Genomic DNA, 24,155 nt, shown 5'->3' with positions numbered 1-24,155 from the left:
TAGCTTACCGGTTTGGGCGGTTTGACTGGTCGAGGTTACGCGCATGCCCGGCTGTCGGCGGAGTAGACTGGACACTGTTAAGTTTTTTAGCCGAACACATGGTTGACAGTTGCGGGTGGGGCCCGCGGCTGCCGCACGGCACCGCACGATTTCGAGGATGAACATGAGGAACCCTGCCAAAACACCGCCTGTTTTTGACCCGCACACGATTGACCCGAACCGCGTGCCGACCGGCTTGAAGGTTCTGATTGCTGCGTCGTTCATGATTGCGGTGGGTTTTGGTTTGGTGGCGCCGGTGCTGCCGAACTATGCGCAGAACTTTAATGCCACGGTCACCATGGCGACGATGGTGGTTTCTGCATTGGCGATTACGCGTCTGATTTTCGCACCGTCGGCGGGTCGGCTGATTACCCGCTGGGGTGAGCGTCCGGTGTACACGATTGGCATGCTGATCGTGTCGGTGACGTCGTTCATGATTGCGTTCGCTTGGGATTATTGGGTGCTGCTGGGTTCGCGTGCGGTGGCGGGTATCGGCTCGGTCATGTTCACGGTCTCTGCGATGGGTCTGCTGGTGCGTCTGTCCCCGGCGCATATGCGCGGCCGTATTTCGGGCTATTATGCGACGGCGTTCCTGCTGGGTAACCTGCTGGGCCCGGTGATTGCGAGCGCCCTGGCGCCGTTTGGTATGCGTGCGCCGTTCATTGTGTATGGTTTTTCGCTGCTGGCGGCGGGTCTGATTGTGTGGTTCTTGATGCCTTCGCAGGCGGCGCTGGAGGCGGAGCGTGACGCGATTACGGAGGCGGCACTACTGGCTGAGGGTAAGGGCACCGGGGTACTGCCGTCGGCGGCGGACTCCCCCGCTGACACTCAGGCTGACGCATCCGGCAAGGCGGCTAAGCCTGCCGCGTCGGGCGGCGCTGCTGGTAAGAGCGACCTGCCGGCGATGACGGTTCGTGACGCGTTGAAGTTCACGAATTACCGTTCGGCACTGGTGTCGAATTGGGCGATTGGCTGGTCGGTGTTTGGTGTGCAGTCGTCGATTATTCCGTTGGCGGCGGCGTATTTGGCGACCGGCGGTGACATGTCGGATTCGGTGGCGGCTACTCTGTTGGCGTCGTTGGCGATGGCGACGAACTCGTTTGGTAATGCGTTGACGCAGACGTTCTCGGGTCGTTTTTCAGATCGTTTTGGCCGCCGCGTCATGGCGTTTTCGGGTCTGCTGTTGGCGGGTTCTGCGGTGACGGTTATGGGTTTCGCGCCGGTGGCGTGGGTGTTTGTGTCGTTGACGGCGTGCCTGGGTATTGGTGCGGCGTTTATGGGCCCGTCGATTCAGGCTGCGGTGTCTGATGTGATTGGTACTCGCCGTAGTGGTGGCCAGGTGTTGGCGGTGTATCAGATGGCTAGCGATTTCGGTATGATTTTGGGCCCGCTGGTGGCTGGCATGATTGCGGATGCGTGGGGCTTCGTTCCGGCGTTCATTATGAGTGGTTTGTTGTTGGTGGCGGCGGCGTTTACGTGGGCGCCGTTCCGTAAGGCGCGTTGGCCGAAGGATATTGCGGACGCGGACTATACGGGCCGCTAAAAAGTCCATACACATATAAAAAGCCGGTGTCTGCTGTGAAGCAGGCACCGGCTTTATGTGTACGAAAGGCGAGCTGGCAGAGCAAGCCAACAACCTGGAACCCCAGACTCAGGCAAGCTAACCCGAGAAGGCAACCACCTACCAACCCCTATATCAACCTCACCGAGGGATAGGCGACCTAGAGGGTGTACCGGACACGCGAAGCGGGGGCTCCGTCCTCAAGGCGCCCCAGCGCCGCAGAGGGGGCACTCCCCCGCAAGCGTTGTCCGATACGCCATCTCAAACAACTAGCCCACGGAAGCCTCACTCCCCCGCGAGCGTTGTCCGGTCGCTTTCTCTTAGCACCCCTTATCGGGTCACAGGCACCTTGGAGAATTCGCGCACGGTACCTTCGGGGTCGCCGGAGCGTACCAGCGCTTCACCGATGAGGATTGCGTCGGCACCGGCGCCGGCGTAGGCGCGCACATCCTCGATGCCGGCAACGCCGGATTCGGCGACCTTGATGACGGAGTTGGGCAGGTGCGCGGCGAGGGATGCGTAGTGCTCGTTATTGACCTCAAGGGTCTTGAGGTTGCGCACGTTGATGCCCACGATCTTGGCACCGATGCGCTGGGCGACCTCGATTTCTTCGGGGGTGTGGGTTTCGACGAGGGCGTTCATGCCGAGCGATTCGGTGAGTTCGAGGAACTCGCGCAGGGTCTGCTCGTCGAGTGCCGCGACGATGAGCAGAACCAGGTCGGCGCCGTGTGCGCGTGCCTCCCAGATCTGGTATTCGTCGACGGTGAAGTCCTTACGCAGCACGGGGATGTTCACGGCGGCGCGCACTGCGTCCAGGTCGGCGAGGGAGCCGTTGAAGCGGCGCTGTTCGGTGAGCACGGAGATTGCTGCTGCGCCACCTGCCTCATAACGTGCGGCAAGCGCGGCGGGGTCCGGAATCTCGCCGAGGGCACCCTTGGAGGGCGAGGAGCGCTTCACCTCGGAGATAATGCGTGCGGTTGCGCCGTTGCCGCCGCCGGGCACTTCGCCGCGCAGGGAGGCGAGCGCATCACGGGCGGGTGCGGCTGCGAGGGCGCGCTTCTTCATTTCCTCGAGGGGAACCTGCTGTACGCGGGCGGCGAGGTCTTCGCGGACGCCGACAATGATCTCGTCGAGAACGGTGCTCATGGTGTCTCCTTGGGTTACTTGGTGGCGTTGACGGCTACGTCTGCGTCGAGGGGTGCCAGGCCGGAGGCGGTCAGCACGGCGCGCAGCGGGGCGGCGGACTTGTTGACGGTTTCGAGGGTTTCGGAGTCCGGGTTGGAGTCCATGACGAGGCCCGCACCCGCTTGCACGTAGGCGGTGCCTTCCTTGAGTACGGCGGTGCGGATGGCGATTGCCATGTCCATGTTGCCGGCGAAGTCGAAGTAGCCGCATACGCCGCCGTAGACGCCGCGGCGGGTGGGTTCGTATTCGTCGATGAGCTGCATGGCGCGCGGCTTGGGTGCACCGGAGAGGGTGCCTGCCGGGAAGGCGACGCGCAGCACGTCGTAGGCGCTGAACTGCGGGTCGAGTTCGGCGCTGACGGCGGAGGAAATGTGCATGATGTGGCTGAAACGCTCAATGATCATGAACTGGTCGACGGACACGGTGCCGGGCTTGGCGATGCGTGAGAGGTCGTTGCGTGCCAGGTCGACAAGCATGAGGTGTTCGGAGCGTTCCTTTTCGTCGGCGAGCAGTTCCTCGGCGAGTGCGAGGTCTTCTTCGCGGGTTGCGCCGCGCGGGCGGGAACCGGCAATGGGGTGGGTGCTGGCGATGCCGTCCTTGAGGGTGACGAGCGCCTCCGGGGAGGAACCGACAATGTGGAAGGGCGTGCCGTTGCTGTCTTCGAAGTTGAAGAGGTACATGTACGGCGAGGGGTTGGACTGGCGCAACACACGGTACACGTCGAGTGCCTTGGCGTTGGTTTCGGCTTCGAATCGGCGTGAGAGCACAATCTGGAATACGTCGCCGTCGATGATGTTCTTCTTGGAGCGGTCGATGGCGTCCTTGAAGCCCTGTTCGCTCCAGGTGAGGGTGACGTCTTCGCGGACCTTACGGTCGACGTCTGCCACGCCGGAGAGAATGGAGGTGGTTGCTGCGGCGCCGCGCTGCAGGCGGCGGAGCATGCTGTGCAGGCGCGCGACGGCGTCCTCGTAGGCGCCGTCGACGTTTTCGCTGGTGCCGTTGAAGTTGATGGCGTTGGCGACGAGCAGGACGGTGCCGTCCTTGTTGTCGTGGATTGCCATGTCGGAGACCATGTTGAGCGCGAATTCGGGCAGGTTCACGTCATCGGCGGGCGGGTACGGCAGGTGCTCCCAGTGGCGCACAACGTCCCAGCCGAGGTAGCCGACCAGACCGGAGGTGAGCGGCGGCAGGGTCGGGTCGGGTTCGGTGTAGAGCATCTGCAGGGTCTTGGCGATGGCTTCTACGGGGTCGCCGTCGACGGGCGCGCCGGCGGGGGTGCGTCCCTGCCAGTGGACTGCGCCGTCAACGGTGGTGAGGGTGGAGCGGGAGGACGCGCCGATGAAGGAGTAGCGGTCCCAGGCTGCGGATTCGCCTTCTGCGGAGATCTTTGCGGATTCGAGCAGGAAGGTGCCGTGGGCTGCTTCGACAGGTTCGCCCTGGTCGTTTTGGAGTACGAGGGATCGGTAGATGCCGATGGGGGTGAGTGAGTCGGCGAGGATTTTGATGTGTACGGGAATGACGCGGGTGCCGGCGGCGCGGGCGCGGAATTCTTCGAGGCTGGGGGTGATGGTGCCCAAATCCTGCATTGCTGTACTCCTTGATGTTGGGTTGGACCTGCCGTTGCGTGACATGACAGTCGTGACATGACAGTGTGGGCATGCCAGCTTAGGGCATGTCGGCGCGGGTGTTGAGCCTAGTCAGTCGAGCCTGGTCGGTTAGATAAGCCGAGTAGCTGTGCCGAGCCGGAGGTTGGCGCGTCGGTGCGCTAGGGCTCGGCGCACTGTGACTCGGTGTGGCTCTGTGACTCGATGTAGCTCTAGTGCCGCGCGTTGTTTCAGTTTAACCGGTGCTGCGGCCCAGTTCCACGGTGAAGATCAGAACGTTCTCTTCGTGAAACTGAGCCGCGTACCGTTCAGCCGTGTTAGTTGCTGAACTGCTTGAGGGTTGCTGCGGTCTGCAGTGCCGCCGCGGTCGCCTCGTAGCCCTTGTCTTCGTTGGAGCCTTCCAGACCTGCACGGTCGAGTGCCTGCTGCTCGTTGTCGCAGGTGAGCACGCCGAAGCCGATGGGGCGGCCGGTCAGCACGGACACGTCGGTCAGGCCGTTGGTTGCGCCCTGGCAGACGTAGTCAAAGTGGGGGGTGCCGCCGCGGATGACCACGCCGAGCGCGACAATTGCGTCGAACTTCTCAGCGAGGCGGGTTGCTGCGACGGGCAGCTCGAAGGTGCCGGGAACGCGCACGAGGGTCGGCTCGATGCCTGCATCGCGTGCTGCGCGCTGTGCACCGTCGATGAGGCCGTCCATGACCTGGGTGTGCCAGCTTGCCGCTACGATTGCGAGCTTGAAGCCCTTGTAGTCTTCGGGGTTGAGGGTGGTGTCTGCTGCGCCTACGCCGCTCATTGTGTTCTCCTTGTGGGTTTTTGGTTTTTGAAAAATTAGGGGTTTGCAGGGGTGCCGCTACGCGCTTTTGAGCACGTGGCGCATGCGCTCACGCTTAGTCTGCAGGTAGTGGGCGTTCTCGACTCGGGCGGGAATTTCGTCCGGGATGAGTTCGGTGACCTGCAGGCCGAGGCTTTCGAGCGCCTCCTGCTTGGCGGGGTTGTTGGTCACGAGCCTCAGCTCGTGCACGCCGAGCTCCTGCAGAATCAGTGCCGCCTGCGAGTAGTCGCGCATGTCGCCGTCGAGGCCGAGCGCCAGGTTCGCGTCGAGGGTGTCGAGTCCGGCATCCTGCAGCGCGTAGGCGCGGAGCTTGTTGACCAGGCCGATGCCGCGTCCTTCGTGGTTGCGCACGTAGATGAGGTACCCGCCGGTGCGGCCGATAATGCGCAGGCCGTTCTCCAGCTGGGGTCCGCAATCGCATCGGAAGGAACCGAAAATGTCTCCGGTGGCGCATTCGGAGTGGATGCGCACCGCGGGCGCTCCCCCGTCCTCGGCGGGTACGGGGGTGCCGTCACGGTCGAGGGCGCGGGCACTGAGGTGCTCGGCGCCGTCTGCGAATCGCCAGGCGCGCAAACCGAACAGACCCTGCGGGGTGGGTACGGCGACCTCTTCGGTGCTTTCGACCAGTAGCGGGCTGGGGCTGGGCACCATGTCGAGGGGGCTGACTCGGTAGCCTTCAGCGAGCTGGGAGGCGATGCGCAGGGATTCGGCGCTGAGCTCTTCAGCCTGCGCCTCAACCGGCTCGACCAGGGTGCCCGACGTTGCCTGGGTGTTAGGGGTTTCGCTCATGCGTTCTCCTACGCCTTAGCTACGTACTTGATGAGGTCTTCGATAGAGATCATGGGCAGGTTGTGCTCGGTTGCGAAGGCGCGCAGTGCGTCGAAACGCATCATGGAGCCGTCGTCGTGCACGACCTCGGCGATAACGCCCACGCCGGACAGGCCCGCCGCGCGGGAAAGCTCCACTGCAGCTTCGGTGTGGCCGGGGCGCTCCGCCACGCCGCCGTCAACGGCGCGCAGCGGGAAGATGTGGCCGGGGCGGGTAATGTCTGCCGGGGTGGAGGCAGCGTCCGCGAGGATCTGCACGGTGCGTGCGCGGTCCGCCGCGGAAATACCGGTGCTCACGCCGGATGCCGCATCGCAGGAGACGGTGTAGGCGGTGCCCTTGGGGTCCTCGTTGTTAGAGACCATGGGCGGCAGGTTCATCTCGTCGGCGCGCTTGTTGCTCATGGGTGCGCACACGACGCCGGAGGTGTAGCGAATCATGAAGCCCATCAGCTCGGGGGTTGCGTGCTCGGCGGCGAAGATGATGTCGCCTTCGTTTTCGCGGTCCTCATCGTCAACGACGACCACGGCACGACCGGCGGCGATAGCGTCCACCGCGGTCTGCACGCTGTCGAGAACGCTTGCGGCGTCGGCACGACGCGGCGCAACCTGCTCACCGGAGTGTGCAGGAGCAGTCTGCGGCACGCCTGCGAACGCGGTCAGGCGCTGCACGTACTTAGCGAGCGCATCGGTCTCAAGGTTCACGCTGTCGCCAACCTTGAGGGCGCCGAGGTTGGTTGCTTTCAGGGTTTCGGGAATCAGGCCAACCTCGAACCATGCGGGGGTTTCGCCGGGCTCAGAAACCGCGGTGACGGTCAGGGACACGCCAGACACAGCGATGGAACCCTTCTCCGCCAGCAGGGGCGCCAGCTCGGTGGGCAGGTTGAAGCGCAGGGTGCTCCACGCCTCATGCGCGGTGACGGATGCGAGGGTGCCCACCGCATCCACGTGACCCTGCACGACGTGACCGTCGAGACGGCCACCGGCGGGCAGGCAGCGCTCCAGGTTGACGGTGTCGCCGGGGTTCAGGTTGCCGAGGTTGGTGCGGCGCAGGGTCTCGCCCATCGCATAGGCGCGGAACTGGCCGGGCTGCAGCTGGTCAAGGTCGATAGCGGTGAGGCATACACCGTTGACGGCAAGGGAGCCGCCGTGTTCGAGGTCGGCGACGATGTCTCCGGCGTTGAGGGTCAGATAGGCTGCGTCGCTACCTTCGATGGGGGTGATGGATTCTACGGTGCCGAGGGCGCCAATGATTCCGGTAAACATGTGTGCTTTCCTTTTCTCGCCGTGTCCGCCGGGGCGTCGTCGTTGAGGGCGACGGGCGGCGATGGTTTGTTCGTCGGTATAACTATACGTATTTTTCGAATATTCCCCGTGACGGGGAGTTTTTGTGCCAGCATGCGAACCATCCAGCACTGCCCGTCGCGGCTAATCCAGTCTTGGTTCGGGCGCGTGGCAGGCATCCAGCTTCGGCAGGGTCCGCCGTTTGCCGGGTTCCTGCACCGTTCCGCGAGGTGCCGGCACCAGGTGCGTTGCGGTGTCATTGCCGAGCACGCGCACCGCCGGGAACATGCCCAGGTCGTCCAGCTGCAGGCGCGGTGCCTGCGCGAGGGTGTCCACGAGCAGACGGTACACGGCGCTCTTGCCTCGACCCATAATCATGGGCGCGCGGTACCAGACCATCTCGTCGATGAGGTCCTCACCTGCGAAGAGGCCGATCATGCCGGGGCCGCCCTCAATCATGAGGTGCCGCACGCCGCGGGCGTACAGCTCATCGAGCAGTTCACGCGGGTCGTGGGTGAAAATCTGCAGGAAGTTCTGCGGGTCTGCCTCCACGCCTTCGGGCGGGTTCAGGCCGCGAATCCGGTAGTTCTCCGTAATCTCGGTCTTGCCCATGACCACGCGCAGCGGCTGCTTCTCAAAGCGTTCCCCGTTGGCATCGCGCGCGTCCAGGGTCGGGTCGTCCATGAGGGTGGTTCGGGTGCCAATCATGACGGCGTCGGCGCGGTGACGAATCAGGTGCCCGTCAATGCGCGCGGCGGGGCCGGTAATCCACTTGCTCGTTCCGTCAGCTGCCGCAATGAACCCGTCCAGAGTGGAGGCGCTCTTTGCGGTGATGAAGGGGCGGCGTTCGGCGGCGGCAATGAACCAGCGCTCGTTCAGCAGGTAGGATGCGTTCGCGAACTCCTCCATGGCGTGCACGGTGATACCCCGCGAGCGCAGGTAGGCGGCGCCTCCGGCTGCGTTTTCGGTGTCGTCGCTGTAGGCGTAGTAGAGTTCGCTGATACCCGCCTCGGCGACGGCGTGGGAGCAGGGGCCGGTGCGTCCGGTGTGGTTGCAGGGTTCGAGGCTCACGTACATGCGGGCGCCTGTGAGGTCGGTTCCCGCGGCACGGGCGGCGGCGAGTGCGTCGGCTTCGGCGTGCGGGGTGCCTGCGCCTCGGTGGTAGCCCACGTGCAGCAGGTGCCCGTGCGCGTCAGTGATGACGGCGCCGACAAGCGGGTTCGCGCCACGAATACCTTGGCGGGCGGCTTCAAGCGCAAGGGTCATGGCTTCTGCGTGGCTGAGCGCCTGCTCGGGGTCGGGCAGCTGGAGGGTGCGTGCGGCGGGTAGCCCGGCGAGGTGACCGTACTCCGCGGCGGAGTAGTCCGCGTCGTTATGCGGCAGGTGCATGCTCGGGGTAACGGTTGCGGGCAGGTGCGCACTCGCCAGCACCTGCAGCGAGGGGTTCTGCGGCATTTATGCACGCTCCTTCTGCACATCGGTCACCTCAACGGTCACGTCAGGGAATTGGGTCTGCACCTGGGTTTTCTGTGCCTCCAGGTTGCGGGTGCGCCACCAGACGAAGAAACCGACCAGGGTGAAGCATCCGTAGAACACGTACATGAAGGAGGTTGCGTAATAGCCTGCACTCCACAGTAGCGGTACACCGACCAGGTCGACGGCAACCCAGATGAGCCAGAATTCAACCCAGCCGCGCGCCATACCGTAGGTGGCGAGCAGTGAGCCGGTGAAGATCCAGGCGTCGGACCAGACCGGTTCGTAGGAGCCGAGGGCGCGGAAGATGGGGGTGAGCAGCAGGGTACCTGCAACCATGGCGACAACCAGACCTGCGCGTTCGGTGTTGGTAGCCCACTTGGGAATCACCGCGACACCTTCGGAGGCGTCACCACCGGCGACGCGGGTGGCGCGCCAACGATGCCAGCCCCAGATGGACACGGCAATAAACATGATCTGGCGGCCTGCCTGGCCGAGCATGGTGACGGGGTGCGGGCTGCCGACGAGGGCGCCCAGGAAGACGGTGAGGAGCAGTAGGTTGCCGAGAATGCCGACGGGCCACGCCCATACTTTGCGTCGCATGCCGCCGAGCGCCGATGCTAGGCCGAATGCGTTTCCGAGAACTTCGCGCACGAGGAGGGACTGGTCCCCCACGTGAATTTGTGCGTCGAAGAGCCACCGCAGGATGTCCATTGTTTCTTTCCTCTCTGAGTTGGACCGTGTTTCGGATGCGCGGGGTGCGCATCTGCGGCGGCTCCGGGGAGAGGAACAGAAAGGGCGGCTACCGTGGGCACCTTAGGGGTGCCCGGTATCCGTGGTGAGGCGGGAGTGGCGAACCAGTCAACCGCAGCTGAAAATCGCAGCTGAAAACCACAGTTGAAAACCGCAACTGAAATCAGCCGACTGCGACTGAGGGGAATAACGTACCGGCACCTCGTGGGGCGCCTCTCCCCTACTGCATCGAAAGCTGATGCTCTCTCAAGAAACCGTTCTCTAAGCAACAGTTTTCTGAAGCAGCAACTCTCTGAAGTAACTGCGTCGGTGCACCTTGCGAGCTTCCCCGGGTTTTCGGGAGGCTCAGCGGAGTGTACTCCTGCCTTTTTTCTGCTCGTGCTACCTTCCATCCAGACTGTACTGTCGGCACCGGATTTTCACCGGTTCGGCCTCTCTTGCGGGCGGGCTTCTCTAGCGGAGTCTTGGCATCCTGCGCGGATGCGAAGATTCGTACGATTTTTTGCCTGCCTGCGAGAGTGGTTCGCGGGCTGTGACCGCCGGTTCGGAATTTCACCGACCCCGGAGCACGATGTCGATATTGATTATGCCACAGCGCACGCCGGGGGTTTAATTTGTTTTCTCTGGGATAACTTCCGTGACAAGATGACGTTTTGTGACTGCGTTCTGAGCGCGTCTTCAATCCCCACTACGCAACTCCTCTCTGCAACCACTCACTGGGCCGCTTCGGAACCTGATTCTTCATTTTTCGGGAGCGATTTATCACGGTTTTATAACGGTGGAGAGCACCAAACAGACCAAAGAGTTACTGAGGCCTCCAGGGGGCTACTCAGGGCACACTGAACACCCGTCAATACCTTTATGACAAGGAATTATAACAATAAGGTTAAATTATTGGTTTAAGGTTTACTCCAGGGGTGATTTAAGGTTATTCTTATCTACAGGAGCTCCCATCACCGATAAACCGGTTCCGTTGAGAGCTACTTGATTCGGACCATCCGAGCACTCACATCAAACCCTTAAGCTTCTGCCATTTGAAGCTGGAAAACTGGCCCGCGGACTGCATTCCCGAGTATGGTTTTCACGCAACATCTGCGCGTACTGGATTGCGCAGTATTGCGGCACACGATGTTGATGTGCTTCACCATCGGGAGGCAACCACACCGAATTATTTTCTCGACGGAACCGGCGTGGGAGCTCTTCCGAATAAACTTCCGGATGATCGCACGGTGTGCACCCTTGTGTGGGGTGTTGTGTGTGTCGAACGGTCATAAGCTCCCGTTCTTCTGTCGTCGCCTACCGTGGTGCGCGATGGAGGTTGCGGGAACCTTGCGGGATGGTTGATCCCGCGCGCTCTGCATTGTCTTGTGGAGTGTGGTGTGTTTGGGTGGCGTATTCGCAGTGCCGGAGCGAATACGCCACCCGTTTTTAACGTCTAAAACAGGGGAACCCCAGACTGAGGCAAACTGCCCCGAGAAGGTACCCACCTACCAACCCTCATCTCAACCAACCCGAGGGGTAGGTGACCTAGAGGGCGTACCGGACACGCGAAGCGGGGGCTCCGTCCTCGAAGCGCCCCCCAGGCGCTGAAGAGGGGGCACTCCCCCGCGAGCAGCGTCCGGTACAACCTCTCCAAACAACTAACCCACGGAAGCCTCACTCCCCCGCGAGCGTTGTCCGGTACAGCCTCCCCCACAAACGCATCCAAAACATAACGCTCCCCCATCTACAAACAGTAGATTGAGGGAGCGTTATATCTATATAAGGCTAGAAGCCCTGAAGGATTAATCCTCTACGGAGCGGAATGCTACAACCGCGTTGTGGCCGCCGAAACCGAAGGAGTTCGACAGTGCCACAATCTCACCGGCGGGCAGCTCGCGTGCCTCGGTCACCACGTCCAGGTCAATCTGGGGGTCCTTGTTGTCCAGGTTGATGGTGCAGGGTGCGGTGCGGTGGTGCAGTGCCAGTACGGTGAGTACGGCTTCGAGTGCGCCCGCGCCGCCGAGCAGGTGGCCGGTCATGGATTTGGTTGCGGAGACGGCAATGTTCTTGGTGTGCTCACCGAAGGTTTCGTGCATTGCGGTTGCTTCGGGCAGGTCACCGGCGGGGGTGCTGGTGGCGTGCGCGTTGATGTGCACGACGGTCTTCGGGTCGATGTTGCCGTCTTCGAGGGCTTCGCGCAGTGCGCGGGTTGCGCCGAGTGCTGCGGGGTCCGGTGCGGTGATGTGGTAGGAGTCGGCGGATACGCCGGTGCCTGCCAGTTCCGCGTAGACGCGTGCGCCGCGTGCCTTGGCGTGCTCTTCGGATTCGAGGATGAGTGCTGCTGCACCTTCACCCATGACGAAGCCGTCGCGGTCGACGTCGTAGGGGCGGGATGCCTTTTCGGGTTCGTCGTTGCGGGAGGAGAGTGCCTGCATCTTGGCGAATGCTGCCATGGGAAGCGGGTGGATTGCTGCTTCGGCGCCGCCGACGATGACGACGTCTGCCTTGCCGCTGCGGATCATTTCAGCGCCGAGCTGCATGGCTTCGGTGGAGGATGCGCATGCGGAGACGACGGTCTGTGCTGCGGCGCGTGCCTTGAGGTTCATGGAGACGGCTGCTGCGTTGCCGTTGGGCATGAGCATGGGAACGGTCATGGGGAGGACGCGGCGGGGGCCCTTTTCGCGGAGGGTGTCCCATGCGTCGAGGAGGGTCCACACGCCACCGATACCGGTACCGAAGGCTACGCCAGTGCGTTCGGGGTCGACTTCTTCTGCGGAGTCGGCGTCGGGGCCGGAGAATCCTGCGTCTTCCCATGCTTCGCGTGCGGCGATGAGGGCGAGCTGGCCCGAGGGATCCAGGCGCTTTGCTTCTACCTTGGTGAGGCGGCCGGATTCGAGGGCGGGCACGGCGAGCTGGCCTGCAATGTATACGGGCAGGTCGTATTCCTTGACCCAGGGGTGGTCGAGGGTGGATACACCAGATACGCCCTTGGTTGCGTTTTCCCAGGTGGTGGGGACGTCGCCGCCAATGGGGGTGGTCGCGCCGAGGCCGGTCACCAGCACTTTTCGAGACATTGTGGCACTTTCTCTTCGGTGGTCGATTTGGTGGTTTATCCGGTGGTGTGTGGATAAAAACCTGTTGGGCCCGGGGTTTACAGTGGGCGTTTTCACGCCGTGGAGAGTGCAGTCATCGCACCCTGCGTGTTCCCGGGGGTGTGTTGGATTGAAAGCCGAGTGAATAGCGATGCGGCGCGGGCCGGTGAGAGCCCGCGCCGCCTCGTTATTGGTTATAGCTTAGGCAGCGTTCGCGATGAACTCGACTGCGTCGCCAACGGTCTTGAGGTTCTTGACCTCTTCGTCCGGGATGGTCACCTCGAACTTCTCCTCAGCGTTCACGACGATGGTCATCATCGAGATGGAGTCGATGTCCAGGTCCTCGGTGAAGGACTTGTCCAGCTGAACGTCCTCAACCTCAACGCCGGTCTCTTCGTTAACGATCTCTGCCAGACCTGCGAGGATCTCTTCCTTGTTAGCCATTCAGGGGCTCCTTTGTTTTTTCGATGGTCATCGCACCCGCCGGGTGGGGGTACGCGTGCATTACCGAGTTTATCGTGTCTGCGTGGTGTACGCATGCGTCAACTCGGAGTTTGTGGGGATGCTTTCCCGCTTTATTTTCTTTCTCGCGCACCGACGCTGTGCCGGTCGTGAGGGGCGGGGAGCATCGGGCTCCGGTGGTTTTCCTTAGGGAAGGACGACTACCTGAGCTGCGAATGCCAGGCCGGCACCGAAACCGATCTGCAGGGCGAACTTGCCGGAGAGTTCCGGGTTCTCCTTGAGCAGGCGGTGTGCGGCGAGGGGGACCGATGCGGCGGAGGTGTTACCGGCATCGACGATGTCGCGTGCCACTGCCACCGTGTCGGGAAGCTTGAGGGTCTTGACCATCTGGTCAATGATGCGGGCGTTTGCCTGGTGCGGGATGAGCGCGCCGAGCTCGTCGGGGGTGATGCCGGCGGTTTCGAGTGCCTGCTTGGCGACCTTCGCCATTTCCCATACTGCCCAGCGGAAGACGGAGGGGCCGTCCTGACGCAGGGTGGGCCAGATCTTTTCGCCTTCTTCGACGGGGTTTGCGACGAAGTCGCGGTTGCGGATGTCCAGCAGGGAGTGGGTCATGCCGACGGTGCCCCAGCGGGATCCGTCCGAGCCCCATACGGTCGGGGCGATGCCGGGTTCGTCGGAGACGCCTACGACTGCTGCGCCTGCGCCGTCGCCGAGCAGGAAGGAGATGGTGCGTTCGGTGTTGTCGATGAAGTCGGAGAGCTTCTCAACGCCGATGACCAGCACGTGTTTTGCGGTGCCGGCGCGGACGAGGGCGTCCGCCTGGGCGATGCCGTAGCAGAAACCTGCACACGCTGCGGAGATGTCGTATGCGGGGCACTTGGAGCCGATTGCGTCGGCGACCAGGGTTGCCAGGGAGGGGGTTGCGTAGGGGTGCGAGATGGTCGAGATGATGACCGCCTCAATGTCCTCACCGGCTACACCGGATGCTTCGAGGGCGTCCTTGGCGGCGCCGATGGCGAGGTCGGTTACCGACTGGTTTTCGCTGGCGCGGTGGCGGGTTGCGATGCCGGTGCGCTGCTTGATCCACTCGTCGGAGGAGTCGATTGCCTCAACGATGTCGTCGTTGGGGACGATGACCTCACCGCGGGCTGCGCCGTAACCGAGGATGCGGGAGTAGCGGTTGATTTCGTACTGCTTGAGGGTAGTCACGTATTCAATCCTTAGTGCTGATGCTCGCAAGACACTGTGTGTCTCGCAGGTCTAAAGTGCATGTCTAGTGTGAAGGGTTCCTAGTGCGGGGAGGGCGGGGTGCTCTCCCCCGGCGTTTAGCCCTTCAGCGAGGCGAGGTCCTCGGGAGTGTTGATGGAGGTGCCGGGCACGCCGCGCATCGCACGCTTTGCCAGGCCGACCAGGGTGCCTGCGGGGGCAACCTCGATAATGCCGGCGACCTCACGCTCAAGCAGGGTTGCCATGCACAGATCCCAGCGGACGGGGCTGGTGACCTGGGAGACGAGGGTCTTGACGAACTCTTCACCGGATGCCACGGCGGAACCGTCTCGGTTGGTCAGCAGTGCGGAGGTCGGGTCGGAGACCTGCAGGGATGCGGCGAACTCTTCCAGGGCGGGCACGGCGGGTGCCATTGCCTCGGTGTGGAATGCGCCAGCAACCTTCAGGGGGATAACGCGAGCGCGTGCGGGCGGGTTCGCTGCGAATGCTTCGATGGCGGGGATGGGGCCTGCGGCTACGATCTGGCCGCCGCCGTTGGAGTTTGCTGCGACGAGGCCTGCTGCGTCGATGGCTTCGCGGACGTTTTCTTCAACGCCGCCGAGTACTGCAGCCATGCCGGTCGGGGAAACGGCCGCCGCCTCCGCCATGCCGTTGGCGCGCACGCGCACGAAACGCATTGCGTCTTCGTCACTGAGTACGCCCGCGAGTGCTGATGCGGTGATTTCGCCGACGGAGTGGCCCGCGAAGATGAGTTCTTCACCGTCGAGTTCGCGCAGCGCAAGTCGACCGGTGACGATGCCTGCAGCCACGATGAGGGGCTGGGCGATTGCGGTGTCCTTGATGGTTTCTTCTTCGGCTTCGGTGCCGTAGTGAATCAGATCGATGCCCGCCGCTTCGGAGAGTTGTTCCAGGTGCTCACGCACACCTTCAATCTCGAGCCAGGGGCTCAGGAAGCCCTTCTTCTGGGAGCCCTGTCCGGGGCAAACGAGTGCGCGCATGCGGTGCGACCTTTCTGGTTTTTAGTACTCGTACGCGGCGCCTCCGTAGAGACGGAGACCACGATTAGTCTGTTACCTATGCTACCTTGTTCAGCCGCTTTGTATAAACATCGCAGTGCAGAAATTCGGGGTGCACTGGGAGCTGAGACAGTGGTTGAACAGTGTATAGCTTAGAACGATTTCCCCCATTCGTACAGTTCAGCCACTCAAGGTTCAAATAGAGAGACATTAGACGGCGGCGCTCAGCGCACTATTCAAAGCGCTACCCAGAGCTCTATTCAAAGCACAGTCCAGCACACTCCCCCGCACCAATGCACGACATTAGGCGCACGAACATCCTATGCTCGCGGATGCGCCCGCGCGTACGTCTCCGCCAGACGCTTCATCGACACGTGCGTGTAAATCTGCGTGGTCGCCAACGACGAATGTCCCAGCAGCTCCTGCACCGAACGAATATCGGCACCACCATCCACCAGGTGAGTCGCCGCCGAATGACGCAAAACGTGCGCACCCGACGCCTGAGTATTCTCCACCGTGCGCAGCAGGCGGGTCAGGTCCTCACGAATCTGACGGGCATTCGCACGCCCACCCCGAGGGCCAATAAACAGCGCCGTCACACCCTGAGACCCCTCCGGAATCCACTGCGGACGACCATAGGACACCCAACGATTCAACGCCTTAAGCGCCGGGGTACCCAGCGGCACCACGCGCTCCTTATTGCCCTTACCCAGCACGCGCACCGTCTTATTCGCCCGGTCCACGCTCTGCAAATCCAGGCCGGTCAGCTCAGAAATACGCATGCCCGAGGCGTACAGCACCTCAACCACAGCTTCCAGGCGCAGCAGGCGCGCATCACGAGGATCCTGCGCCCGACGCTCCTGCAGGGTAGTCAGCAGCTGGTTCATCTGCTCACGGCTGAGCACCGGCGGCAGGTGGTTCTCCCGCTTGGGGGTGCGCATACCGCGCGTGGGGTTGGCGTGCACCAGCTCCTCCTCCTGAGCCCAGGTGAAGAACGTACGCAGGGTCGAACCGCGGCGCGCCACCGTAGAACGAGCCGCCTGCCGCAGATGCAACGACCCCAACCACTCACGAATCAGAGACGCATCAATGCTGTCCAGGTGCCGCACACCGCGGCGCGCCATATAGCCGAAGAAGCCCTCCAAATCGGAGATATACGAGCGGATCGTCTCTTCGGAACGGTGCTTCTCATAGCGCAAAAAACGCTCAAAACGGTCCAGGACGGGGCGGAACACCTCGCCGGAAACACCCAGTGCAGAATCGGGTAGGGCTGAGCCGGGCAGGGCAGAATCTGGACCCTCAGCTTGGGGGTCGGGACGATCCGCGGCAAGGCTGCGGGTGTAGGTCACCGGCAGGGTCGCGGAGGGAGCCTCGTCCCGGTATTCCTCCCGTTTCTCATTCCGGGTTTCTGCCTGGTTTTCAGCTCGGTTTTCGTGCTGGCGGGCGGCGGTCATGCGTCCCTCCTTTCGTGCGTTCTCGATGCGCCTATCGATGATGCGGCGGCAGGGGTAGGCTCCGCGCCAGTACGCGCAAGCCTACCCCAATTGTAGAGAGGTTCCGAGCTCTCCACGCACCGCCCCGTCATGACCTGCCGTCCCGTCATGACCGGCCGGCACCTCCCGCTACTGCCTGGGTGTTCACTACGGGCGTTCAGCCGGTGGCTCTCCTACAGGGGCGTTCAGCGGGGGCTCTTCTACGCAGCGACAGCCGGGCGGACCTTCCTCCAGCTCGTTCCGCTACTCTCCGCCAGACCGCAGCGGCCCAGATGGAACAGGTCAGCCATCACGTCGCGAGCGCTCAACCCGAGGGCTGCGGCAATCTCGTCCACGCCGCGGTAGGAGCGTGGGCTCAAGTCATCCCAGACCCTACCCTGTCGTTCGGTCAGCTCATCCAGCGCGCTGGAGGAGGCAGCCTGATCCCATTCGCTCTCGTGCTCGGTGCCCAGCTCGAAACCCGCGGCGGCATCGTACTCGAGGATGTCGGCGGCCTCGGTGAGTGTTTGCGCTAGTCCATCGCGTAGCAGACGGTTCGTGCCCACCGAGTTCGGCGAATTAATCTGCCCCGGAACCGCCCAGAGGGTACGCCCAATCTCCATCGCGTGACGAGCCGTATTCAGGGCACCGGAACGCCAGCGCGCCTCCACCACAATGGTGTGCCGCGCCAACGCCGCAATCAGGCGGTTACGCTCCAGAAAACGCCAACGCGTCGGGGTGTTGCCCACGCTCACCTCGCTCATGATGAGCCCGCGGTCAACAATCATGTTCAACGCATCCGAGTTCTGCGCCGGGTACAGCCGATCCAGCCCGCCCGCCATGAAAGCGATGGTCGGCAGGTCGCTACCCTGCTGGGTCAGCGCCGCCCGATGCGCCGCAATATCAATGCCCATCGCACCACCAGAAATCACCGTGTACCCGCGGCGTGCCAGCTCGGCGGCAAGGTGGGTCGTCGCCTCCGTACCGTAGATGCTCGGGTCACGCGAACCGACCAGCGCCACGCTCGGGGCAGCCGCCACATCCAGCAGGTGCCGCGAATCGCCCCTGCACCACAGCCCGTACGGGCGGGCGGGCCCCAAATCGTTCAACTGCGGCGGCCACAGCGGATCGGCGGGAGTGACCAGCCACGCCCCGCAGGTTGCCGCCATGTGCGCCTCCGCGTTCAGGGTGCGTTCCATGCGGCGGTTCCAGCGCAGGCGGCGGGTCGCGAGCGCCTTGCCGAACTTATCGCGGCTCATCTGATGTCCACCCGGCATGTAGTAGCCATTCGCGCTACAGAACAGGGCGGACTCCCCTTCCGCGGGTGCGCCCACCGAGTGCAGAAAATCGCTGAGCTGCGTATCCGGTTCGCCGTGCTCCCAGGTGTGCTCATCGGGGATGTGCCCGGTCAGCAGGTAGTGCAGGGTCAGCGGCGCACCCAGGGTAGTGAGGGATTCAACCACGAGCTCATCGGCGGGTTCGGCGTAGCGCATCAGCTGGGCGGTGCAGCAGCGGATGTACTCGCGGCACGCCGCCTCAAGCTCCTCCGCACTGAGGGAGGGGTTGAACAGGGGCGCGGGCTCAGAACCGCTGGAGGCTGTGCCCGCCGCGGGGTCGGGACGCTCGCCCTGTAGTTTCTCCCCTGGCTGTTCCTGTTGGTTCATCTCTTCCGGGCGCATCTCTTCCAGGTACACCGGGTTCAGGCAGGAGGCGAGGAACCCCGGCAACCGCGCCGCATTGTACGGGCTCGGCGAAGGCTCCTGCCCCAGCGATAGAATATGCGCCACCCTCTCACGCACCAGGGCGTGCCGATCCAGGGTGCGACCGGGCAGGCGAATCTGAAGTTCCTCCTGCACAAAATCCTCCGCCGCGTGCTCTTCGTGCACGCTCTCTTCTGGCACATGCTCTCCCGGTACGCGCTCTTCCACCGCTGTTTCTCTCAGCCCGTTTTCTTTCAGCCCAGCTTCTTGCAATTCAGCCTCTTCGGCTCGTTTCTTCAGCTTCTTCTCGCTCATGACCTTCTTCTCCTTTCGTCAGTGATTCGTTCTATAAACCGGCACGCTATTTCAGCCGCCTCTATTTCAGCTGCCCCTGCTGCCTCAAAAAGAGCGCCACATCCAGGTGCTCCCGGCTCGGGTAGGCGGCGCCCTCCAAATCGGCGAGAGTCCAGGCGATACGCAGCACCCGGTCGTAGCCGCGAGCCGTCAGCGTTCCGCGGTCCACGGCGGCGTTCAGTTCGCCGGTGAGCTTCGCATCCAGACGCAACGGGCCGCGCAGAATCTTGCCGTTCATCTCCGCATTCGTCTTCAACCCATACGGTTCCAGACGCTCCCGCTGAGCCTGCCGCGCCGCCATGACGCGCTCACGAATCTGCGCCGAACTCTCGTTCACCTGACCGCCCGCAAGCTCCGTGGACGACACCTTCGGAACCGTCACATTCACGTCAATGCGGTCCACCAGCGGGCCGGACAGCCGCCCAAAATAGGCGCGACGCTCACGCGGAGCGCACGTGCACTCCGTACCGGTGCCCACGTTCATGCCGCAGGGGCACGGGTTCGCCGCCAGGATCAGCTGAAACCGCGCCGGATAGGTCGCCGACGCGCTCGAACGGTCCAGGGTCACGGTCCCCGACTCCAGGGGCTGACGGAGCGAATCGAGCACCGTGCGTTTGAACTCCGGCGCCTCGTCCAGAAAGAGCACGCCGCGGTGCGCTTTAGACACGCAGCCGGGGCGGGGAATGCCGCTGCCGCCACCCAGAATCGCCGGCGCGGAGGCGCTATGATGCGGCGCCTCAAACGGCGGCTGACGCACCAGCTCGCTCAGGTGCTCCCCCGCCGAGCAGAGAGAACGGATTGCAGTCACCTCCATCGCGGCATCGTTGTCGAGGGTCGGCAGGATGCTCGGCAGGCGCTCCGCCAGCATGGTTTTACCCGAACCGGGCGGGCCAGTCAGCAGCATGTGATGACCGCCCGCAGCGGCAATTTCCAGGGCGAAACGACCCTGCGACTGACCGGCAACATCGCTCATATCCGAGGGAATTTCAGCCGATTTCGCCACCGGGGCGCTCGCCTCCGTCTGCGGGGCGGGTGGGTAGGTCAGCTTCTGACTCTCAGCGCCGAGAGCGGCAAAAACCTCCGCCAGGCAGCGGAAACCGCTCACCTGAGCGCCGGGAATGAGCGCCGCCTCCTCAGCATTTTCGGCGGGCACAATCACGCGGTGGTGACCGGCATCCACGGCGGCTTTGACCGCAGGCAGGATGCCCGGCACGGGGCGTAGCGTTCCGTCCAGGCCCAGCTCACCCAGAAAGACGCTATCGCCGCTGGGGTGCAGTTTCTTCTCCGCCTGCAGCGCCGCCACTACGATGGCAAGGTCAAACGCCGAGCCGCGTTTGGGCAGGGTCGCCGGGGTCAGGTTCACTGTAAGCCGGTGCTGAGTGAGGGTGATGCCGGTGTTTTTCGCCGCAGAGCGCACACGCTCTTTAGACTCGTTGAGCGCAGTATCGGGTAAGCCCAGCAGCACGAAGCCGGGCAGGCCCTGCGAAATGTCAGCCTCGACATCAACGATGTGCCCGCGTAGGCCAACCAGCGCCACGGAATAGGTGCGTGCGAATCCCATTACGCCACCGCCTTCAGATGCTCGAAGGTGAAGGTTTCGCAGGTTCCGGTCACCGCAATTGCGTCAATGCGAAAGCGCGGAAAATCCAGGTTCTCACGCAGGCGGCACCAGAGAATCGCCAGCGAGCGCGTGCGGCGTGCCTTATCGCGGTCAATGGACGCGAACGGGTGCCCGAAGTCTTCGCTGCTGCGGGTCTTGACCTCAACGAACACCAGTTCATCCTCGGGGTCGATGGCAATCAGATCGAGCTCCCCGCGGATCTGTTCGTGTTCCAGTCCGGCGGGCGGGCGCCAGTTCCTCTCCAGGATGCGGTAGCCGTTCGCCTCCAGGATGCGGGCGGTCAGCTCCTCACCCCAACGCCCGACGCTGTGGGCGCGGGGCAGGGTTCGCTGGAGCTGGGTTCTGTTGGGTGCGCTTCGGGTTGCGGCGCGGGCTGTTATTCGGGCTGTTGTCATGGGTCTCTCCCCCGGTAGATAGCGGTTGTGCTTCTACTGTGCCCGCCGCGCGCGTGCTCGAAGGTGGTTAACGAAAAACTGTGGATAACCTCGGCTTCCAGAAGGAATTAGAGGTTATCCACAGTCGTTTATTTGAAATTTTGGGGCATATTTTTCAAAAATACCGCCCGTGCGCCGATTCGGCGCGTCATATTTGCGCAGGTTCGTCGCCTGGTTCTGCGCGCACTTTCATCACTCAGTCCCGCCGCCCGGCAACTTGGGCACCGGCGCGCCTACCCGCGGTTACCCCCCCCCGGCAAGGCATTGAATCGGGCTTGAACTAGGCGTTGAAGTCCGGCATTTCCGGCACGGTGAACTCCTGGTTGGGCAGGCGCTCCTCCACGTTCACGTCACGCACCGAGTAGGCGTGTACCTTCTTCACAAAGCGGTTGGAGCGGAATACATCCCACACCCACACGTCGCTCATGCTCACCTCAAAGTAGAGGGTGCCGTCCTGCACGTGCGGGGTGACGTCCACCTGGTTTGCCAGGTAGAAGCGTCGGTCGGTTTCTACCGCGTAGCTAAAGAGCGACATGACGTCTTTGTATTCGCGGTAGAGCGCCATTTGGGCGTCGGTCTCGTAGTTTTCGAGGTCTTCTGCGCTCACTACTCTTCCTTTCCTGGGCTTTCTTAGTACTGATTCAGCGGTAGCATGCGGGCTCCCGAGGGTGCCGCGTCCTGCGCCTTAGCCGCGCTGTGCAGCCGCCGCCTCAATCTGCTCGGCAGTCGCCGGAAGCGACCATGAGAGTCGATGCTGCGGGCTGGGGCCCTGCACACTAATCGCCTCGCGGTGAGCGGCAGATCCGTAGCCCTTGTTCTTTGCCCAGCCGTACCCCGGGTAGCGGGCGTCCAGCTGGACCATCAGCTCGTCACGTTCGACCTTCGCAACCACCGAGGCGGCGGCGATGGAGGCGCACTTATAGTCACCCTTGATGACCATGGTCACCGGCATCTGCGCGGGCTCATCTGCACCACCCTCACCCACACCGTCCCATGCCTGGGCAAGCAGGGCGTTGTAGTGCGCCTGCGCCGGGTCCGGTGCCAGGGCACTGAACAGGTCCTCCTGCGGAGGCGTAAACCAGTCGTGCTTACCGTCCAGCAGGGCGGCGTCGGCACGGTATCCGCGGCGCGCCAGCTCTGCGAGCGCACGCTGGGCGGCAAGCCTCAGCGAGAGGGTCATGCCGAGCCGGTCAATGTCCGCCGGTTCCACGTGTCCGACCGCCACGGCGCACCACTGGCGGATTTCAGGAACCATGGATTCGCGGCGTGCCGGTGAGAGCGCCTTGGAGTCGATCAGCCCGCCCACCTCGAGGGTGGCGTCCGGGGTGAGGATTGCGACGCCCACGGTGACCGGGCCCGCCATGGAGCCGCGGCCTACCTCGTCGATTCCGGCAACCGTGCGGGCACCGGAGGCGAAGAGCTGCTGCTCGTACTCAAGGTCGGCGGCGGGCGGGGTTGTCTTCGCGGGCTTAGCTTGAGTGGGTTTCGTTGCGCTCTTCTGGGCGCTCACCATCATTTCCAAGCTCGCTTACTCGCTCGGGGTGGAGGTCGGTGCGGGAATCGAGGAGAACACCGAGCTCTGATCCTGCAGCAGACCGAAGTGGTTCAGCGGCCACGCCACCACGAACACGTTACCCTGCACGTCATCCTTGGAGATGAACGCGGTGCCGTCGCTAATGTGGTAGCGGGAGTCGGCGGAGTTGCTGCGGTGGTCGCCCATGACGAAGTACTTGCCGGCGGGCACCGTCACCTTGAAGGGGACCTCCGAGGGCGGGTTGCCGGGGTACAGGTACGGTTCGGTAATCTCTACGCCGTTGACCTTGATTTTACCGTTGCCGTCGCTTTCGACCACGTCACCGGGGGTACCGATAACGCGCTTGACCAGGAAGTTCGAGGAGGTATCCGGCAGAATACCCGCGAAGGACAGGGCATCCTTGAGCGGGCTGCTGGTCTTCTGGGTGGAGGGAATCCAGCCCTGAGAGTCCTTGAAGACGATGACGTCGCCGCGCTTGGGTTCGCTAAAGTAGGAGCCCGCCACGTTGATGAACACGCGGTCGTTGACCTGCAGGGTCTGCTCCATGGAGCCGGAAGGAATGTAGAAGCCGCGCAGCAGGAAGGTCTTGACCAGGAATGCGATGACCAGCGCGTAGAGGATGACGGTACCGCCCTCGCGTGCCTGCACCCAGAGCCATTCGCCGAGGCGGCCTTCTTCCTGCGCCTGGGAGTAGGTCAGCTCCGCCTGTTCGGCACGCTTTGCCTTGCGGCGTTCCTTGGGGGTCATTTCGGAGAAGTCCTTGGTGGTTTCCACGTCTGCGGCACTCTCCTCATCGGTGGTTTCTTCACGCTTAGTGTTCTTCGCGGCGGAAGAAGTCACAACGGCGGCATCTGCGGAGGCGGCGCTCGCCTCGGCGCTAGCTACCACCTCGTGATCGCGCTCAGAGGTGCTCTTAGTATCGCTTTCGGTGGAAGAGGCAGCGCTCCAGGGGGTAGCCTTCTCGGGTGCAACCTTTTCAGCACCATCATTCTCTGCGGCGCTCTTTTCTGCAGTAGCCTTTTCGGCAGCGAGGCGCGCGAAGTATTCTTCCATTTCGCGGCGCTCGCGGCGGCTTTGAGGCTGGTATCCCTCGGGGAAGGGGCTGGTGTTCGCAGTGTTCTTGTCGTCTGCCATGCTGGAGTGAGCCTTTCGTTTGAGAGATACCTAGCTCGAGTGAAACGGTACCTAGCTATTGTATCGAGAGTGCTTGCGCTCTTGGGCTTTTATTTTCTGAGAGCGGCAAGGTTCTCAGAAAGCGGGGTCTCAGAATATGCAAAAACCGCTCCTCTCCCGCAGAATGCGGTTGGGGAGCGGTTTGCAACAGAATTCTGTATCTATAAAGATTAGAACTCGCGCTTCTCGCGGATACGAGCAGCCTTACCGTGGCGGTCGCGCATGTAGTACAGCTTTGCACGACGGACGTCACCGCGGGTCACCAGCTCAATCTTCTCGATGGAGGGAGAGTGAACGGGGAAGGTACGCTCAACACCAACGCCGAAGGAAACCTTGCGGACGGTGAAGGTCTCGCGAACGCCTGCACCCTGGCGGCCAACGACGAAGCCCTTGAAGACCTGGATACGGTGGTTCTTACCTTCAACGATCTTAACGTGAACGTTCAGGGTGTCACCGGGGCCGAATGCGGGGACGTCGTCACGGAGGGACTTCTTGTCGAGGAAGTCAAGAGTCTGCATAGTTGTAGATC

The 24,155-nt window shown here is 63.0% G+C and carries 20 protein-coding genes and 1 riboswitch; of the genes, 1 reads left to right on the top strand and 19 read right to left on the bottom strand.

Annotation, left to right across the window (positions count from 1 at the left end; genetic code table 11):
• Positions 1-163: 163 nt before the first annotated feature.
• A complete protein-coding gene (locus QZ822_RS04695) occupies positions 164-1,582 on the top strand; it encodes an MFS transporter (RefSeq protein WP_294642976.1) in 1,419 nt (472 codons plus the stop codon).
• A 348-nt stretch (positions 1,583-1,930) separates the two neighbouring features.
• Here QZ822_RS04695 and trpC read toward each other — a convergent pair whose 3' ends face one another.
• The 19 genes from trpC to rplS form a co-directional block, all read right to left on the bottom strand.
• On the bottom strand, positions 1,931-2,746 hold the full coding sequence (gene trpC / locus QZ822_RS04690; protein WP_294642975.1) for an indole-3-glycerol phosphate synthase TrpC: 816 nt from the start codon (positions 2,744-2,746) through the stop codon (positions 1,931-1,933).
• Between the two features lie 14 nt (positions 2,747-2,760).
• Positions 2,761-4,371 (bottom strand): anthranilate synthase component I, encoded by a 1,611-nt coding sequence (locus QZ822_RS04685; protein WP_294642973.1) that lies wholly within the window; start codon positions 4,369-4,371, stop codon positions 2,761-2,763.
• A gap of 335 nt (positions 4,372-4,706) precedes the next feature.
• Positions 4,707-5,183, bottom strand: a complete 477-nt coding sequence (ribH, locus tag QZ822_RS04680) for a 6,7-dimethyl-8-ribityllumazine synthase (RefSeq protein ID WP_005506244.1) — start codon at positions 5,181-5,183, stop codon at positions 4,707-4,709.
• A 57-nt stretch (positions 5,184-5,240) separates the two neighbouring features.
• Positions 5,241-6,011 carry a GTP cyclohydrolase II gene (locus QZ822_RS04675; RefSeq protein WP_294642971.1) on the bottom strand — a complete coding sequence of 257 codons (771 nt, stop codon included), beginning with the start codon at positions 6,009-6,011 and terminating at the stop codon, positions 5,241-5,243.
• Positions 6,012-6,019: 8 nt separating this feature from the next.
• Positions 6,020-7,312, bottom strand: coding sequence for a 3,4-dihydroxy-2-butanone-4-phosphate synthase (gene ribB / locus QZ822_RS04670; protein WP_294642969.1), 1,293 nt, complete (start codon positions 7,310-7,312; stop codon positions 6,020-6,022).
• Positions 7,313-7,474: 162 nt separating this feature from the next.
• Positions 7,475-8,785 carry a bifunctional diaminohydroxyphosphoribosylaminopyrimidine deaminase/5-amino-6-(5-phosphoribosylamino)uracil reductase RibD gene (ribD, locus tag QZ822_RS04665; protein WP_294642967.1) on the bottom strand — a complete coding sequence of 437 codons (1,311 nt, stop codon included), beginning with the start codon at positions 8,783-8,785 and terminating at the stop codon, positions 7,475-7,477.
• Positions 8,786-9,517 (bottom strand): nicotinamide riboside transporter PnuC, encoded by a 732-nt coding sequence (gene pnuC / locus QZ822_RS04660; protein WP_294642965.1) that lies wholly within the window; start codon positions 9,515-9,517, stop codon positions 8,786-8,788.
• Between the two features lie 413 nt (positions 9,518-9,930).
• Positions 9,931-10,130, bottom strand: a riboswitch (FMN riboswitch).
• Positions 10,131-11,340: 1,210 nt separating this feature from the next.
• Complete coding sequence (gene fabF / locus QZ822_RS04655; protein ID WP_070506485.1) at positions 11,341-12,612, bottom strand: beta-ketoacyl-ACP synthase II; 1,272 nt, start codon at positions 12,610-12,612, stop codon at positions 11,341-11,343.
• A 219-nt stretch (positions 12,613-12,831) separates the two neighbouring features.
• Complete coding sequence (locus tag QZ822_RS04650) at positions 12,832-13,074, bottom strand: acyl carrier protein (protein ID WP_005507475.1); 243 nt, start codon at positions 13,072-13,074, stop codon at positions 12,832-12,834.
• A gap of 204 nt (positions 13,075-13,278) precedes the next feature.
• Positions 13,279-14,304 (bottom strand): beta-ketoacyl-ACP synthase III, encoded by a 1,026-nt coding sequence (locus QZ822_RS04645; RefSeq protein ID WP_070629608.1) that lies wholly within the window; start codon positions 14,302-14,304, stop codon positions 13,279-13,281.
• 116 nt (positions 14,305-14,420) lie between these two features.
• Positions 14,421-15,320, bottom strand: coding sequence for an ACP S-malonyltransferase (locus QZ822_RS04640; RefSeq protein WP_294642961.1), 900 nt, complete (start codon positions 15,318-15,320; stop codon positions 14,421-14,423).
• Positions 15,321-15,658: 338 nt separating this feature from the next.
• The gene (locus tag QZ822_RS04635; RefSeq protein ID WP_294642959.1) at positions 15,659-16,792 is read right to left on the bottom strand and encodes a tyrosine recombinase XerC; all 1,134 of its coding nucleotides are present in this window, start codon (positions 16,790-16,792) and stop codon (positions 15,659-15,661) included.
• A 239-nt stretch (positions 16,793-17,031) separates the two neighbouring features.
• On the bottom strand, positions 17,032-18,711 hold the full coding sequence (dprA, locus tag QZ822_RS04630; protein WP_294642956.1) for a DNA-processing protein DprA: 1,680 nt from the start codon (positions 18,709-18,711) through the stop codon (positions 17,032-17,034).
• Positions 18,712-18,886: 175 nt separating this feature from the next.
• The gene (locus QZ822_RS04625) at positions 18,887-20,425 is read right to left on the bottom strand and encodes a YifB family Mg chelatase-like AAA ATPase (protein WP_294642954.1); all 1,539 of its coding nucleotides are present in this window, start codon (positions 20,423-20,425) and stop codon (positions 18,887-18,889) included.
• Positions 20,425-20,880, bottom strand: a complete 456-nt coding sequence (locus QZ822_RS04620; protein ID WP_294642951.1) for a YraN family protein — start codon at positions 20,878-20,880, stop codon at positions 20,425-20,427. Before QZ822_RS04620 ends, QZ822_RS04625 begins: the two co-directional genes overlap by 1 nt.
• A 319-nt stretch (positions 20,881-21,199) precedes the next feature.
• A complete protein-coding gene (locus QZ822_RS04615; protein ID WP_005506259.1) occupies positions 21,200-21,526 on the bottom strand; it encodes a DUF2469 domain-containing protein in 327 nt (108 codons plus the stop codon).
• Positions 21,527-21,604: 78 nt separating this feature from the next.
• On the bottom strand, positions 21,605-22,432 hold the full coding sequence (locus tag QZ822_RS04610) for a ribonuclease HII (RefSeq protein ID WP_294643016.1): 828 nt from the start codon (positions 22,430-22,432) through the stop codon (positions 21,605-21,607).
• Positions 22,433-22,447: 15 nt separating this feature from the next.
• Positions 22,448-23,587 carry a signal peptidase I gene (gene lepB / locus QZ822_RS04605; protein ID WP_294642949.1) on the bottom strand — a complete coding sequence of 380 codons (1,140 nt, stop codon included), beginning with the start codon at positions 23,585-23,587 and terminating at the stop codon, positions 22,448-22,450.
• Positions 23,588-23,796: 209 nt separating this feature from the next.
• Positions 23,797-24,144, bottom strand: coding sequence for a 50S ribosomal protein L19 (gene rplS / locus QZ822_RS04600; RefSeq protein WP_005506264.1), 348 nt, complete (start codon positions 24,142-24,144; stop codon positions 23,797-23,799).
• Positions 24,145-24,155 lie beyond the last annotated feature (11 nt).

The organism is uncultured Rothia sp., assembly GCF_916715725.1.
In the GTDB taxonomy this organism is placed as follows: Bacteria; Actinomycetota; Actinomycetes; order Actinomycetales; family Micrococcaceae; genus Rothia.
The sequence above is the reverse complement of the archived record's forward strand: the minus strand, read 5'-3'. Positions and strand labels throughout refer to the sequence as shown.